The organism is Variovorax sp. P4_D9 (assembly GCF_056401695.1).
In genome coordinates, this window is the sequence record NZ_JBFUIU010000178.1 from 1 (window position 1) to 13,423 (window position 13,423).

Annotated in this window: 13 protein-coding genes and 2 pseudogenes; 10 read left to right on the forward strand and 5 right to left on the reverse strand. The window is 63.7% G+C overall.

Annotation, left to right across the window (positions count from 1 at the left end):
* The 3 genes and pseudogenes from AC1DY5_RS19885 to AC1DY5_RS19895 form a co-directional block, all read right to left on the reverse strand.
* Nucleotides 1–236, reverse strand: a pseudogene (locus AC1DY5_RS19885) (IS6 family transposase); the annotation flags it as partial.
* Between the two features lie 157 nt (nucleotides 237–393).
* A complete protein-coding gene (locus AC1DY5_RS19890) occupies nucleotides 394–1,578 on the reverse strand; it encodes a thiolase family protein (protein WP_478114072.1) in 1,185 nt (394 codons plus the stop codon).
* The gene (locus AC1DY5_RS19895; RefSeq protein ID WP_478114095.1) at nucleotides 1,565–2,125 is read right to left on the reverse strand and encodes a PaaI family thioesterase; all 561 of its coding nucleotides are present in this window, start codon (nucleotides 2,123–2,125) and stop codon (nucleotides 1,565–1,567) included. The genes AC1DY5_RS19890 and AC1DY5_RS19895 overlap by 14 nt, the downstream gene beginning before the upstream one ends.
* A gap of 58 nt (nucleotides 2,126–2,183) precedes the next feature.
* On the opposite strand from AC1DY5_RS19895, the gene AC1DY5_RS19900 reads away from it, so the two are divergent.
* On the forward strand, nucleotides 2,184–2,630 hold the full coding sequence (locus tag AC1DY5_RS19900) for a MarR family winged helix-turn-helix transcriptional regulator (RefSeq protein WP_478114074.1): 447 nt from the start codon (nucleotides 2,184–2,186) through the stop codon (nucleotides 2,628–2,630).
* Nucleotides 2,608–3,804 (forward strand): multidrug effflux MFS transporter, encoded by a 1,197-nt coding sequence (locus AC1DY5_RS19905; RefSeq protein ID WP_478114076.1) that lies wholly within the window; start codon nucleotides 2,608–2,610, stop codon nucleotides 3,802–3,804. The genes AC1DY5_RS19900 and AC1DY5_RS19905 overlap by 23 nt, the downstream gene beginning before the upstream one ends.
* Nucleotides 3,805–3,814: 10 nt before the next feature.
* On the opposite strand, the gene AC1DY5_RS19910 is transcribed toward AC1DY5_RS19905, so the two are convergent.
* Complete coding sequence (locus AC1DY5_RS19910) at nucleotides 3,815–4,438, reverse strand: TetR/AcrR family transcriptional regulator (protein ID WP_478114078.1); 624 nt, start codon at nucleotides 4,436–4,438, stop codon at nucleotides 3,815–3,817.
* 132 nt (nucleotides 4,439–4,570) lie between these two features.
* On the opposite strand from AC1DY5_RS19910, the gene AC1DY5_RS19915 reads away from it, so the two are divergent.
* The 8 genes from AC1DY5_RS19915 to AC1DY5_RS19950 all read left to right on the forward strand — a co-directional run bounded on the left by AC1DY5_RS19915 (nucleotide 4,571) and on the right by AC1DY5_RS19950 (nucleotide 12,975).
* Nucleotides 4,571–5,653, forward strand: a complete 1,083-nt coding sequence (locus AC1DY5_RS19915) for an alkene reductase (protein WP_478114080.1) — start codon at nucleotides 4,571–4,573, stop codon at nucleotides 5,651–5,653.
* A gap of 55 nt (nucleotides 5,654–5,708) precedes the next feature.
* Entirely contained in the window at nucleotides 5,709–6,497 is a 789-nt protein-coding gene (locus AC1DY5_RS19920; RefSeq protein WP_478114082.1) for an SDR family NAD(P)-dependent oxidoreductase, read from the forward strand.
* 35 nt (nucleotides 6,498–6,532) lie between these two features.
* On the forward strand, nucleotides 6,533–7,471 hold the full coding sequence (locus AC1DY5_RS19925) for an alpha/beta fold hydrolase (RefSeq protein WP_478114084.1): 939 nt from the start codon (nucleotides 6,533–6,535) through the stop codon (nucleotides 7,469–7,471).
* A gap of 60 nt (nucleotides 7,472–7,531) precedes the next feature.
* Nucleotides 7,532–8,377, forward strand: coding sequence for an alpha/beta fold hydrolase (locus AC1DY5_RS19930; protein ID WP_478114086.1), 846 nt, complete (start codon nucleotides 7,532–7,534; stop codon nucleotides 8,375–8,377).
* A 56-nt stretch (nucleotides 8,378–8,433) separates the two neighbouring features.
* On the forward strand, nucleotides 8,434–8,832 hold the full coding sequence (locus AC1DY5_RS19935) for a helicase (RefSeq protein ID WP_478114088.1): 399 nt from the start codon (nucleotides 8,434–8,436) through the stop codon (nucleotides 8,830–8,832).
* A gap of 103 nt (nucleotides 8,833–8,935) precedes the next feature.
* Complete coding sequence (locus tag AC1DY5_RS19940) at nucleotides 8,936–10,615, forward strand: GMC oxidoreductase (RefSeq protein ID WP_478114089.1); 1,680 nt, start codon at nucleotides 8,936–8,938, stop codon at nucleotides 10,613–10,615.
* Nucleotides 10,593–11,861 carry an NADH:flavin oxidoreductase/NADH oxidase family protein gene (locus AC1DY5_RS19945; RefSeq protein WP_478114091.1) on the forward strand — a complete coding sequence of 423 codons (1,269 nt, stop codon included), beginning with the start codon at nucleotides 10,593–10,595 and terminating at the stop codon, nucleotides 11,859–11,861. The genes AC1DY5_RS19940 and AC1DY5_RS19945 overlap by 23 nt, the downstream gene beginning before the upstream one ends.
* A gap of 232 nt (nucleotides 11,862–12,093) precedes the next feature.
* The gene (locus AC1DY5_RS19950; protein WP_478114093.1) at nucleotides 12,094–12,975 is read left to right on the forward strand and encodes an acrylyl-CoA reductase family protein; all 882 of its coding nucleotides are present in this window, start codon (nucleotides 12,094–12,096) and stop codon (nucleotides 12,973–12,975) included.
* Here the strand turns inward: AC1DY5_RS19950 and AC1DY5_RS19955 are convergent.
* Nucleotides 12,905–13,291, reverse strand: a pseudogene (locus AC1DY5_RS19955) (DDE-type integrase/transposase/recombinase); the annotation flags it as partial. The gene AC1DY5_RS19950 and the pseudogene AC1DY5_RS19955 overlap by 71 nt on opposite strands.
* Nucleotides 13,292–13,423: the final 132 nt, after the last annotated feature.

The window sequence follows — 13,423 nt, forward strand, 5'->3', positions numbered from 1 at the left end:
GTCGACGCGCCACGCCATGATCGACCGGCCTTGCGAGCGAATCGATTCCAGCGCTTCTCGAACTCCGGTACGAACCGCTGGACCCAGCGCATGACCGTTGTGTGGGCCAAGACCAAGCCACGCTCAGCCATCATCTCCACCAGGTCACGAAAGCTCAGCTTGAAGCGCAGGTACCAGCGAACGCACAACACGATGATCTCGCGCTCAAAGTGCCGACCTTTGAACAGCTCATCCATGCTATGGAACTTCTTCGCCACGTTCACCCTTCACATCACATGGTCGGTAGCCTACCGGAAGCCAAAGTTTGCACCAGAGCCCCAAAAACTGTGTATTTCATGATTTGCTCGCCTAGGCTAGATGAAAGGATCCGCTCAAGGTCGGAACTCTGGCCGATCAGAGCGCTTCGAGCGCGAGTGCGATGCCCTGGCCGCCACCGATGCACAGCGTGACGACACCCCGCTTCAGGCCGTCGCGGCGCATCGAATGCAGCAGGCGGGTGGTCAGCACCGCACCCGTGGCGCCGATGGCGTGGCCATGGGCGATGGCGCCGCCCTCGACGTTGACGATGTCTTCAGGCAAGCCCATTTCGCGCAGGCAGGCCAGCGTGATCGCGGCGAAGGCCTCGTTGATCTCGATGCGCTCGATGTCGCCGTGCGTCCAGCCGGCGCGCTCCAGCGCGAGCTTGACCGCCGGCACCGGCCCGATGCCGAACATGCCCGGCTCCACGGCAGCCACGCCCTGCGCGACCAGCCTGGCCCAAGGCCGAAGGCCGTGCTTTTCGGCGAAGCCGCGTTCGGCGACGATCAGCGCGGCCGCACCGCTGTTGAGACCGGGCGCGTTGCCCGCGGTGATCGTGCCGTCCTTGCGGAAAGCGGGCTTGAGCTTGGCAAGGGTTTCGATGGTCGTGTCGGGGCGATTAGCTTCGTCGCGCTCAAAGCGCACCAGCCCTTTGCGGCCAGCCAGTTCGATCGCGACGATCTCCTCATCGAACTTGCCTGCCGCCTGCGCGGCGCTGAAACGCTGCTGCGAGCGCGCCGCCCAGCGGTCCTGATCCTCTCGGGAGACGCCGTATTGGCTGACCAGATCTTCGGTATGCCAGCCCGAGTGCTGTCCGCTGAAAGCATCGTTGAGGCCGTCGCGCAGCATGCTGTCAAGCATCGCGGCGTCGCCCATTCGATTGCCCCAGCGCCCGCCGGGCACCAGGTACGGCGCCTGATCCATGTTCTCCATGCCACCGGCGATGACCGCCTTGGCGTAGCCCGCAGCCACCTCCAGCGCAGCGCTGGCGATGGCCTGCGCGCCCGAGCCGCAGACGCGGTTCACGGTCAACGCGGGCACCTGCACCGGCAGGCCACCACCGATCGCAGCCTGGCGGGCGGGGTTCATCTTGGTTCCGGCCTGGATCACATGGCCCAGCACCACGGTCTCGATGGCTTCGGGCGCCAACTCGGCGCGGCGGAGGGTTTCGCGCACCACGGCCGCACCTAGCACGGTCGCGGGGGTGTCCTTCAGCGCACCGCCGTAGCTGCCGATGGGGGTGCGCACCGGCGCACACAGGACGATTTCAGGCTTGATCATGAGTGCTCCTTGAAGCGAGTGCTGGTTGGTCGAAGATCAGGCAGGTCGTGGTCGCATGGGCGAACAGCTTGCCGTCGGGGCCGACTATGCGACCCTCGGCCGTAGCAACCTGGCGCCCTACATGGATCACCTTGCCCTCCGCACGCACCAGCGGCACGCCGTCGTTGAGGGGGCGCACCATGTTCACCTTGAGTTCCAACGTGGTGAAGCCTCTGCCCGCAGGCAGTGTGGCGTGAACCGCGCAGCCCACCGCCGAGTCGAGCAGGGTCGCGAACCAGCCGCCGTGCACTGCCCCCAAGGGGTTGTAGTGCCGGCGTTGCGGCCGCCCCTGGAACACGGCCTCGCCTGGCGCCATGTGGATCGGCACGAAGTCGAGCGTGTCGCCGATCGGCGGCGGTGGAAGTTCGCCGGCAAAGATCGCCTCGAAGATCTGCATGCCCGAGAGCCCGGCGACCTGTGCCTGGGGGGCCGTACCGGCTTCTCGCAAGCGGGCGCGCACCCTGAGTTCGTCCGCTCTCCAAGACTCGATAACCTGATCTGCCGTCATTGAAAGTTCCTTTCTCGCATAGACCTGCATATGCAAGTATTGCATATACAATTATCACATGAAAAATGTCATCGATCCACGGGGCTGCACGAACCTAAAGCTGCGCCAGCTCGGTCGTATGGTGACGCGGCACTACGACCGTTACGTCTCCGAAGTCGGCTTGAGGAACACTCAGTACGCACTGCTTTCCCACGTCGTCAAACTCGGCCCGATCCGCCCGAGCGATCTCGCCCGGCGAATGCAAATGGATGCCTCCACGCTGACGCGCAATCTGCAACCACTCGCGGCCCAGGGGTGGCTGACGGTCGGCGCGGGCGAGGATGGGCGGAGCCGGCGGGTTGAAACGACCGCGGCCGGCCATGCAAAGCGCGCCGAAGGACAGCACGCTTGGAAGGCGGCGCAAACGGCGCTCAACGAGCGCTTGGGAAAGGAACGCGTAGCCGCGCTGCATGAGCTGCTGGATGCCTGTATCGAATGCCTCAATGACGATGCCGACGCCGCGTGACCCGCAAAGAGCGTTGGCGGGCGAGCTGTTGCTGTTGCTGGCAAGCCTAGCCGCGCTGGGATCGCTTGCCACCAACATCATCCTGCCTGCCTTTCCGGCGATGGGGACCGACCTCGGCACTTCGTTGAAGGATCTGAGTGCAACGCTCGGCACATTTTTCTTGGCGTTTGCCGTAGGCCAACTCTTCGTCGGCCCTCTGTCGGACCGGTTCGGCCGCCGGCCGTTGGTGCTGTGCGGCCTGCTCACATTCGTTGCGGGCAGCGCCGTCTGCGCGCTGGCGAGCGACCTGCCCCAACTCATCGTCGGCCGTATCGTGCAGGCGTTGGGTGTGTGTGCCACGTCCGTGTTGTCGCGCGCCATCGCGCGCGACCTGTTCGAGGGGGAGGCGCTCGCCCGCTCGCTCTCACTGATCATGGTGGCCACATCCGCGGCACCCGGCTTCTCTCCGATGCTGGGTGGCGCGTTCAACAGCTTGCTAGGCTGGCGGGCGACCTTCTGGGTGGTGGGCCTGCTCGCGGTGCTGCTGGGCTTCCTCTACGTGCTCCGCCTTGGCGAGACGCATCATGCCGACCGGCGCGTGGCACTCTCCATCTCGGCCGTGGCGCGCACCTATGGGCAACTGCTGCTCGACCGCCGATTCATCGCACCTGCGCTGTCGGTGAGCCTGGTCATCGGGTCCCTGTTCATGTTCTTCGCGATGGCCCCGGCGCTACTGATGGAAGGCTTCGGCTTCTCGCCGTTCGGCCTGGCGCTGTTCTTCGCGTCCACCGTCTTCGTGGTGTTTGGCGCCGGTTTGCTGGCGCCGCGGCTGGCGCATCGGTGGGGAATGACACGGACGGCCCGAGCCGGGATCGTCGTCGCTTTCGCAGGCGGAATCGCCCTGCTGGTCGGCCCGCAGGATGCCAATGCCTACTACTTCTCGGCGGCACTGACCGTATTCCTGCTGGGGATGGGCTTGATCAATCCGCTGGGCACCGCGATCACGCTGCAGCCGTTCGGACGGCAAGCGGGCGCCGCCTCGGCCCTGCTTGGTTTTCTGCAAATGGGCTGCGCGGCCCTCACCATCGGCGTTGCTTCCGCGCTGGCGGTGCCTGCCTACCTGGCCTTCTGCATCGTCCTGGCGGCGAGCTTGGCGCTGGCGCTGATGGCGTTCTGGGGATCGGTCGTTCGCTGAACGCGAGAGGTCAATCCGTGCCGCGCTTGCGCGCAGGTGCGCACGCCGTCGCAGAGGGGCTCACGGCCGGAGTCAGCGACGCGCGAATCTCATCGCGGCAAGCCGCCAGAAATTCGTCGGCCAAGGGCGAATCGTCAGGGCAGGCGCGCGACATGACGATGGCGCCGACCACGTGCGCCAGTATGTCGAGGGACCTGGCTCGCGCCTGGCCTGCCTCTGCATCGTCCGGCGAAGCGTCCTCGGGCCGCAGTGCCGCCAGCAGGCTCTCGATGCCGGCCGCAAACGTCGCCCGGACCGCTTCCGGCTGACGCGCGGCATCTCCGCCCAGCGCGGCCATGGTGCAGCCGGCCGCGCGGGTGTCGCGGTGTTCGCGCGAGAGGTAATGCCGCACGAACTCCGAGGTGTCCACGCTAGCCGTGAGCGCTATGGTCTGCGCGATGCCGCAGGCTGCTGATTCCGCCATCAGGTCAGTCTTGGAGCGGAAGTGCTTGTAGAAGCCGCCGTGAGTGAAGCCAGCGGCGGCCATCAGATCGGCAACCCCAACCCCATCGTAGCCGCGCTCGCGAAACAGTGTGGACGCCGTCTCGACAACGCGTGCCCGGTTGGCTTGCGCCTGTGCCTTGGTGACTTTCATTTCGCTTCCACGGTAGGTTGATGCCGCATAAGGGACTTCACTATACATTGATGTCAATCGTAATCAAAGTCTTGACAGTTAAGATGATGATCGTCATCATTAAAGATCATCCACACAGGAAACTGAAACAACATGACCGAGAAAACGCTCTTTGAACCGTATGCCGCGGGTGGCCTGACGCTCGCCAATCGCATCGTCATGGCGCCGCTGACCCGCAACCGTGCGGGCGCCGGACTGGTGCCCAGCGAACTGACCGCGACCTATTACGCCCAGCGCGCGTCGGCGGGCCTGATCATCACCGAGGCCACCCAGGTGTCGGCCCAGGCGCAGGGCTACCAGGACACCCCCGGCCTGTACACGCCCGAGCAAATTGCCGGCTGGCGCAAGGTGACCGACGCCGTGCATGCCAAGGGTGGGCGCATCTTCGTGCAGCTCTGGCATGTGGGGCGCGTCTCGCATGTCGACGTTCAGCCTGGCGGCGCGGCACCGGTCGCGCCCTCTGCGATCCGGGCGGCGACCAAGGTCTTTGTCAACAACGGATTTGCCGACGTGTCCGAGCCCCGCGCCCTGGAACTCGACGAACTGCCGCGCATCGTGGATGACTTCCGTCAAGCCGCGGCCAATGCCATCGTCGCTGGCTTCGATGGCGTGGAGATCCACGGTGCCAACGGCTATCTGCTGGAGCAGTTCATCAAGGACGGGGCTAACCAGCGCACCGACGCTTATGGCGGCTCGATCGAGAAGCGCGCGCGCCTGTTGCTGGAAGTCGTCGCGGCCGTGGTCAAGGAAATTGGTGCCGAGCGCACCGGCGTGCGCATCTCGCCCGTGTCACCCGCGGGTGGTATCTCCAGCAGCGATCCGCAGCCGCAGTACGACTACGTTGCCGAGCAACTGAGCACGCTGGGCGTCGTCTACCTGCACGTGGTCGAAGGTGCGACGGGTGGCCCRCGCGACGTGGCCCCGTTCGACTACGACGCGCTGCGCCGTCGGTTCAAGCAGACCTACTTGGCGAACAACGGCTACAGCCTGCAATTGGCGACCGCCGAGCTCAACGAAGGTAACGCGGACCTGTTCGCCTTCGGTCGTCCGTTCATCAGCAACCCCGATCTGGTCGAACGCCTGAAGACCGGCGCAACGCTGGCGCAGATCAATCCGGCCACGCTCTACGGCGGCGGCGCTGCGGGCTACATCGACTACCCAACCCTCTCCAGCTGAAGTCCGCCCCTGCTTGGCACCCCCGTCAAAACAATCCTTGCAAAGGAAATTACCCATGACCACGCTTCCAACCGTCCTCATCACCGGCGCCTCCAGCGGCATCGGCGCCACCTACGCGGAGCGCTTCTCGCGCCGTGGCCACGACCTCGTGCTGGTCGCACGCGACAAGACGCGCCTGGACACCCTGGCCTCGCGCCTGCGTGAGGCCAGCGGTGTGGCCGTCGAAGTGCTGCAGGCCGACCTGACCCAGCCTGCCGACCTGGCCGCGCTCGAAACCCGCCTGCGTGACGACGCCCGCATCGGCGTGCTGATCAACAACGCCGGCATGGCCCAGTCGGGCGGCTTCGTGCAGCAGACCGGCGAGAGCATCGAACGCCTGATCACGCTCAACACCACGGCACTGGCGCGGCTCGCGGCCGCAGTGGCGCCGCGCTTCGTGCAGTCCGGCACGGGCGCGATCGTCAACATCGGCTCGGTGGTGGGTTTGGCACCCGAGTTCGGCATGACGGTCTACGGCGCCACCAAGGCTTTCGTGCTGTTCCTGTCGCAAGGCTTGCAGCTGGAGTTGTCGCCCAAGGGCGTCTACGTGCAGGCCGTTTTGCCTGCTGGAACACGCACCGAGATCTGGGAGCGTGCCGGCATCGACGTCAACACGCTTTCTAACTTGATGGATGTGGATGAACTGGTCGATGCAGCACTGGTCGGCTTCGACCGTCGCGAACTGGTGACGATGCCGCCGCTGCACGTGGCTGCGCGCTGGGATGCACTGGATGGCGCGCGTCAAGGGCTGCTGTCGGACATTCGACAGGCACACGCGGCCGAGCGCTATCGGCCACAAGCCTGACCGTTGCCACTTCTGTCTTATTCGAAAGTCACGCCATGCCGTATTTGCTGAAAGCCATTTTCTACCTCCTTGCGCTGTCCGCGGCGCTTGTTTCACCGTTGGCTGCGGCCAGCGATGCGATTGCGGCCACGCCGCAGGGGACGAAGTGGAGGGACGCGCCTACGCAGAGCGTGTCCGCCGCTGGCGCGGACTTCGCGTACCGTGAACTCGGGCAACACAACGGCGGCACTCCGGTGGTGTTCCTCGTTCACCTGGCCGCCGTCCTGGACAACTGGGACCCACGAGTTGTTGATGGGTTTGCCGCAAAGCATCACGTGGTCGCGTTCGACAATCGTGGCGTCGGTGCATCCACGGGCACGCCTGCGAACACGATCGAACAAATGGCGGACGACGCCATCGCTTTCGTCAAGGCCAAGGGATTCAAACAGGTCGATCTCTTCGGCTTCTCGATGGGAGGAATGATCGCGCAGGAGATTGTGCTGAAGGAGCCTGATCTGGTGCGCAAACTGATCCTGGCTGGCACAGGGCCCGCGGGTGGCCCGGGTATCAGCACGGTGGCGGGCGTGGCGAACTACGACCTGCTCCGCGCGACCTTCACCGGCCAAGATCCGAAGCAGTATCTCTTCTTCACGCGCACGCCAAATGGCATCGACGCTGGAGAGGTCTTCTTGAAACGCTTGCAAGAGCGCACCAAGAACCGCGACAAGGACATCAGCATCGGTGCCTACGTGGCGCAGCTTCAGGCGCTCAGTGCGTGGGGGCAGAAGCGTCCGGCCGATCTCTCGGTGATCAAGCAACCCGTTCTCGTGGCCAATGGCGATGACGATCGGATGGTTCCGACCAGCAATTCGTATGACCTCGCCAAGCGCCTGCCGAACAGCCAGTTGGTCATCTACCCCGATGCTGGCCATGGAGGGGTGTTTCAGTACCACGAGGACTTCGTGCCCAAAGCGCTGGCATTTCTCGCCCAGTGACTCCGCGAAGTCCCTGCAACCAGACCCGCCCCCTGAACCGACCCCTCAACAGTCAAGCACATGACCGACACCCATACCACCACGCCCACACGCTTCGCGGATGTCGACGGTACGCGATTCGCTTACCGCCGCTGGGGCAACCCTGATTCCGAGCAGCCGCCCCTGTTGCTCCTGCAGCACTTCCGCGGCGGCATGGACCACTGGGACCCGTTGATGACCGATGGTCTTGCCGAAGGCCGCGAAGTCATCCTCTACAACGGCCGTGGCGTCGCTTCGTCCAGCGGCCAGCCGCGCACCCGCATCGAGGACATGGCCGATGACGCAGCCGCCTTCGTTCGCGCGCTGGGTTTGCAGAAAACCGATGTTCTGGGCTTCTCGCTGGGCGGCTTCCAAGCGCTGGACCTGACCTGGCGTCATCCCGAGCTGGTGCGCAAACTGATGCTGCTGGGCACCGGCCCGCGCGGCGGCAACCCGGACATGGAGCCGCAAGTGCTGACCACGGCCCCACGGCCGGCGCCCATCTTCGAAGACTTCGTGTACTTGTTCTTTGGTCGATCGGCGCAAGCCGAGCAGGCCGCGCGCGAATTCTGGCAGCGGCGTCATCAGCGCGTCGACCAAGACCCGCCGTCGTCACAAGAGGTTGCCAAGGCGCAGATCGAGGCCAACATGCTGTACCTGCCTAGGCTGTCGGAAGACGATCCTTTCGCCWACCTGCGCAGCATCCAGCAGCCCACCTTCATCCTCAACGGCGTGAACGACGTAATGATCCCGACCGTCAACTCGTTCTACATGGCCCGCAACCTGCCGAACGCGCAGTTGTTCATCTACCCCGACTGCGGCCACGGTGCGCAGTTCCAGTGCCCGCAGCGCTTTCTGCATCACGCGGTGCGATTTCTGAGCGAGTGACGGCCCCGGCACGCATCGACCCCCATCCACGATCCAGCATCCAGAAGACCCTCCCCATGCTCAAGTTCAAGTTCCTGCTGTGGGCGTTCACGCAGCTCCTGAAACGACAGATCAAGAACAACCCCGACTGTGCGCGCTACGTCGCCGGCAAGAGTTTAGTGTTTCAGATCCGCACTGCATCCGGCATCGGCCGCCACTACGCCATCCGCGATGGCGCGATCCGATCCTCGGCCGGCCTCGCGGTGAATCCRCAGTTCACCCTGAACTTCACCGATGCCGCAAAGGGCTTCGCGATCCTTTCCGCCAAGGACAGCCAGGCCGCCTTCCTGAGGGGCCTGGGCAGCAAGGACTTGACCATCAGCGGCGATTTCCAGGAGGTGATGTGGTTCCAGGGCTTGACCGCATTCCTGCAGCCGCCGAAGGTCGTCTCCCCTTACGACCGCACCGCTTTCTGAGTTCTCCCAGGCCCGGCTGCGCTAACTCCGGGATCGCCCGGAAGAGTCCCCGTACCGTCAGCGTCAGCGCCACAAAAATTACACAGAAGAATGGAGACAAGACATGCGCACCTTAGGTCAGGAAAAGACGAGCGAGCCCTATGACTTCGACTACATCGTGATCGGGTCGGGTTTCGGCGGCAGCGTGTCGGCCTTGCGTCTGGTCGAGAAGGGTTACTCGGTGGGCGTCATCGAGATGGGCAAACGATGGACTGCGCATGACTTTCCCACGACCAACTGGGATGCCCGGCGCTGGCTGTGGCTGCCAGCGCTGAAGATGCATGGCTTCTACAGCATGCGTTTGTTTCGTCACGTCATGGTTCTCAGCGGCAACGCGGTCGGTGGCGGTTCCATCACCTATGCCAATGCCTTGCTGGTTCCACCAGAAACGGTGTGGGAAGAGGGCTCTTGGGCAAGACTTCAGGACTGGAAACGCGTCATGCCCCGCTACTATGCGATCGCGGAAAAGATGCTGGGAGTCACCGAAAACAAGATGCTGGGAGAAGCGGATCTTCGACTCAAGAAGATGGCCGAGCAGCAAGACGTGGGACACGCATTCCACAACGGCCGTGTTGCGACCTTCTTTGCTCCCAAGGGCGAGCCGGGTGGACGGACTTACGCCGACCCTTACTTCGGTGGCGAGGGCCCGGAGCGCGGGACATGCATCGGTTGCGGTGGCTGCATGGTCGGCTGCAAGCACAACGCCAAGAACACGCTCGACAAGAACTATCTCTACTTGGCCGAAAAACGGGGGGCACAAGTATTTGCCGAAACCAAGGTGGTGGACGTGCGTCCACTCAACGGCAAAGAAGACGGCAGCGACGGCTACGAAGTCTTCACAGAGCGCTCGACGGCGTGGTTCGACAAACAAAGACGCAGCTTCCGCTGTCGCGGCGTGGTGTTTGCCGCTTCTTCATTGGGCACGATGGAATTGCTGTTTCAGCTCAAGAACAGCGGCTCGTTGCCTCGCATCAGTGACGACCTCGGAAAACGTGTACGTACCAACGCCGAGTCGCTCGTCGGTGTTCGCTTCCCCTCCAAGGACAAGAGCATGTCGGCCGGCGTAGCCGGCGGCGCAGGCGTCTACATCGACGCGCGCACCCACATCGGGGCGGTGCGGTACCCGGAGGGATCGGACGCGACAGGCCTGATGATGACCCTCCTGAGCGGCGGTCGTGCCGGATGGCATCGGATTCTCACGTGGCTGCTCACGCTTCTGACACATCCCATCCGTGCGATGCGGGTGCACAACCCGATAGGATTTGCCCGTCAGACCGTCCTGTTCGTGGTGATGCAAACGGTGGATTCCTTCATCGATATGCAGTTCAAGCGCCGGTGGTACTGGCCCTTTGGCAAGCGGTTGTGCAGCAATGGCGACCCGATTCCCACCTTCATACCCGAAGCCAATGCGTTCCTGGAGAAAGGCGCGAAAGCACTGGGTGGCATCCCCGTGACCTTGTTGACCGAAATTCTGTTCAATATTCCGACGACTGCCCACTGCATGGGCGGCTGCGCAATGGCGGACGCCCCAGAGCGCGGCGTGATGAACTTCCAAAGCCGCGTCTTCGGCTATCAGAACATGCTGATCTGCGACGGCTCCATGCTCAGCGCCAATCTTGGCGTGAACCCGAGCCTGACCATCGCCGCGCTGACCGAACATGCCATGGCCCACATCCCGGCGAATTCGCCATCCACTTCACCCCATCTGCAGGGCACTCCACATGCGCAACGCGTCCACATCTGATTCCAACTTGCTCAATCAGCCCTTGCTGCTGCCTAATGGTGCCGTCTTTCGAAATCGCCTTGCCAAAGCTGCCATGAGCGAGACCTTGGGCACCTATGACAATCGTCCCACGCCGGAGTTGATTCGGCTGTACCGACGGTGGGCTGCGTCGGGCCTGGGACTGATCATGACGGGCAACGTGATGATCGACCGCCGCGCACTGGGCGAGCCCGGCAACGTGGTGATCGAGGACGAGGCGGACGTGCCTGTCTTGCGGCAGTGGGCCCAGGCGGTGACCGGGCAAGGGACGGCCATCTGGGCACAGCTCAACCATCCAGGCAAACAATCGAGCAAGGGGTTGAATGCTTACAACCTCGCTCCCTCGGCCGTTCCTTTCCGCGAGGACATGGCGACATTCTTCGAGACCCCGCGCGAAGCCACCACGTCCGAGATCCAGGACATCATCGAGCGCTTCGGGCGCAGTGCGGCCATCTGCAAGAAGGCCGGGTTCAGCGGCGTGGAAATCCACGGGGCGCACGGTTATCTGGTTAACCAGTTCCTGTCTCCGCATCACAACCGCCGCAGCGACGAATGGGGCGGCAGTCCCGAGAAGCGGCGGCGCTTCGTGCTGGCCGTCTACGCGGAAATCCGCCGCCATGTAGGCGCCGACTTCCCCGTGGGAATCAAGCTCAACTCGGCCGACTTTCAGCGTGGGGGCTTCACCGAAGAAGAATCGATCGAGACGATCCGCGCGCTGGCCGATGTGGGCATCGACCTGATCGAAATCTCCGGCGGCACCTATGAGGCACCCGCCATGAGCGGTGCGATGCAGGAAGCGAAGAAAGCTTCCACCGCGGCCCGCGAGGCGTACTTCCTCGAATTCGCCGAGAAGGTGCGCGCCGCAGTGAAGGTGCCGCTGATGGTCACCGGCGGTTTCCGCACAGCGGCCGGCATGAATGCTGCCCTGCGCTCCGGCGCGCTGGATCTGATAGGCCTGGCGCGACTGCTGGCGATCGATCCGGACGCGCCCGCTGCCTTGCTTCAAGGGCGCGACAGCCTGCAGCAGGTGCGTCCCATCCATACCGGCTTCAAGGCTGTCGATCGCATGGGGATCATGGAAGTGCTTTGGTACACGCGCCAGCTCAAGCGCATTGCAAGAGGGAGCGAGCCACGTCCCGACGAGAAAGGGCTGTCAGCGTTCTTGAAGGCTGCTCTCAACAGCGGTTGGGGCACCTTTCGCACGCGGCGCCTGCGGGCGCGCGGTTGAGCGCGGAAGGCTCGCGATTGAGAACCTCATCACTGATGAAACGCTATGTCAAAYGATTCGCAAACCGAGCCAGGCAGGCCACGCACGAGCGTGCTTCGGCGACCATCATCACGGTGGATCGGAGCGGTGGTGCCGATGCGGGAGCATCTCGCTCCAGCGGCGGATTGCGTTTTCATCCGGCCTTTTTTGCCCCTGGACCTATGAAACCCGTGACCCAAAAGGAGACATGACCATGACATTCAAGGCACTGCTGACCACCAAGACGGGCGATGTGATTTCCACCGCCCTGGTCGACTTCGACGAGGCCGACCTGATGCCGGGCGACGTCACCGTTGCGATCGACTATTCGACGGTGAACTACAAGGACGCGATGGCGGTCAGCGGCCACGCGCCTGTGATTCGCCAGTTCCCGCTGATTCCGGGCATCGATTTCTCGGGTGTCGTGCAAGCCTCTTCGCACGCAGGGTTCGCGGTGGGCGACCGCGTTGTCGCCAACGGATGGGGCCTGAGCCAAACCCACCATGGAGGTTTGGCGCAGAAGGCGCGCGTCAATGGGGACTGGCTGGTCAAACTGCCCGACGTTTTTTCGACGCGCGATGCCATGGCCGTCGGCACGGCGGGGTACACCGCGATGCTGTCGGTGCTTGCGCTGGAGCATGCCGGCGTGACCCGGGACCAAGGCGACGTGCTGGTTACCGGTGCGGGCGGCGGCGCGGGCTCCATCGCGATCGCCTTGTTGTCCAAGCTGGGGTATCGGGTGGTCGCCTCGACCGGCCGATTGGAAGAGACGGACTACCTGCGCGAGCTGGGTGCGGCCGAGGTCATCGACCGCCGCACGCTGTCAGAGCCAGGTGCCCCGATCGCCAAGGAACGCTGGGCCGGTGCGATCGACTCGGTGGGCAGCCACACGCTGGCCAACGTGCTGGCGCAGACGCGTTACCGCGGCGCGGTGGCGGCCTTCGGGCTCGCGCAGGGCGCGGATCTGCCGGTTCTGGTGCAAATTTTCCGTGCGCCCGAACGACTCCGGGAATGCATTGTGCCGCTCATGCCGAAAGCACCGCGTTCCAGATGGCGGGCGCAGATTGGCCTTTCAGACGCAGACGTCCGAGATTGAATTGACCTTTGCGAATGCGATGCAGCAACTCCACGCCGGCTATCGTCACCGCTGCTTGCTCGAAGACTTTGAAGCCGAGCATGGGCTTGATACGCGACTTCACGTTCCGATGGTCTTGCTCTATGCGATTATTCAGGTACTTCGACGATCGCAGCCGCGTGTCCTTCCATCTGGGGTTCTGCGCAGGCAGTTCGCGCACCGCGCGGTGCGACGCTGCGTAGCCGTCCAGCGTGATGCTCACAGGAGGTCGTCCTTGAGTCTTCAGCGCCTTGCGAAAGAATCCTTTGGCGGCCTTCACATCACGACTGGCGCTCATATCAATTTGCGTTCAATAGATTAGATATGATGTCAGCCCACGAACCTCAAGGAGTCGTGGATGAAGACATTAATCGTGGGGGATAAGCCGACTGTTGAGCGCTTGGCGGAACGGCTCAAGCGAGCCGGTAGT

Excerpts from the sequence above, each read along its gene's own strand:
- AC1DY5_RS19950 (WP_478114093.1), top strand. The coding sequence starts at position 12,094 with ATGACATTCAAGGCACTGCTGACCACCAAGACGGGCGATGTGATTTCC.
- AC1DY5_RS19895 (WP_478114095.1), bottom strand. The coding sequence starts at position 2,125 with ATGACGGCAGATCAGGTTATCGAGTCTTGGAGAGCGGACGAACTCAGG.
- AC1DY5_RS19910 (WP_478114078.1), bottom strand. The coding sequence starts at position 4,438 with ATGAAAGTCACCAAGGCACAGGCGCAAGCCAACCGGGCACGCGTTGTC.
- AC1DY5_RS19920 (WP_478114082.1), top strand. The coding sequence starts at position 5,709 with ATGACCACGCTTCCAACCGTCCTCATCACCGGCGCCTCCAGCGGCATC.
- AC1DY5_RS19945 (WP_478114091.1), top strand. The coding sequence starts at position 10,593 with ATGCGCAACGCGTCCACATCTGATTCCAACTTGCTCAATCAGCCCTTG.
- AC1DY5_RS19925 (WP_478114084.1), top strand. The coding sequence starts at position 6,533 with ATGCCGTATTTGCTGAAAGCCATTTTCTACCTCCTTGCGCTGTCCGCG.
- AC1DY5_RS19905 (WP_478114076.1), top strand. The coding sequence starts at position 2,608 with ATGACGATGCCGACGCCGCGTGACCCGCAAAGAGCGTTGGCGGGCGAG.
- AC1DY5_RS19900 (WP_478114074.1), top strand. The coding sequence starts at position 2,184 with ATGAAAAATGTCATCGATCCACGGGGCTGCACGAACCTAAAGCTGCGC.
- AC1DY5_RS19890 (WP_478114072.1), bottom strand. The coding sequence starts at position 1,578 with ATGATCAAGCCTGAAATCGTCCTGTGTGCGCCGGTGCGCACCCCCATC.
- AC1DY5_RS19940 (WP_478114089.1), top strand. The coding sequence starts at position 8,936 with ATGCGCACCTTAGGTCAGGAAAAGACGAGCGAGCCCTATGACTTCGAC.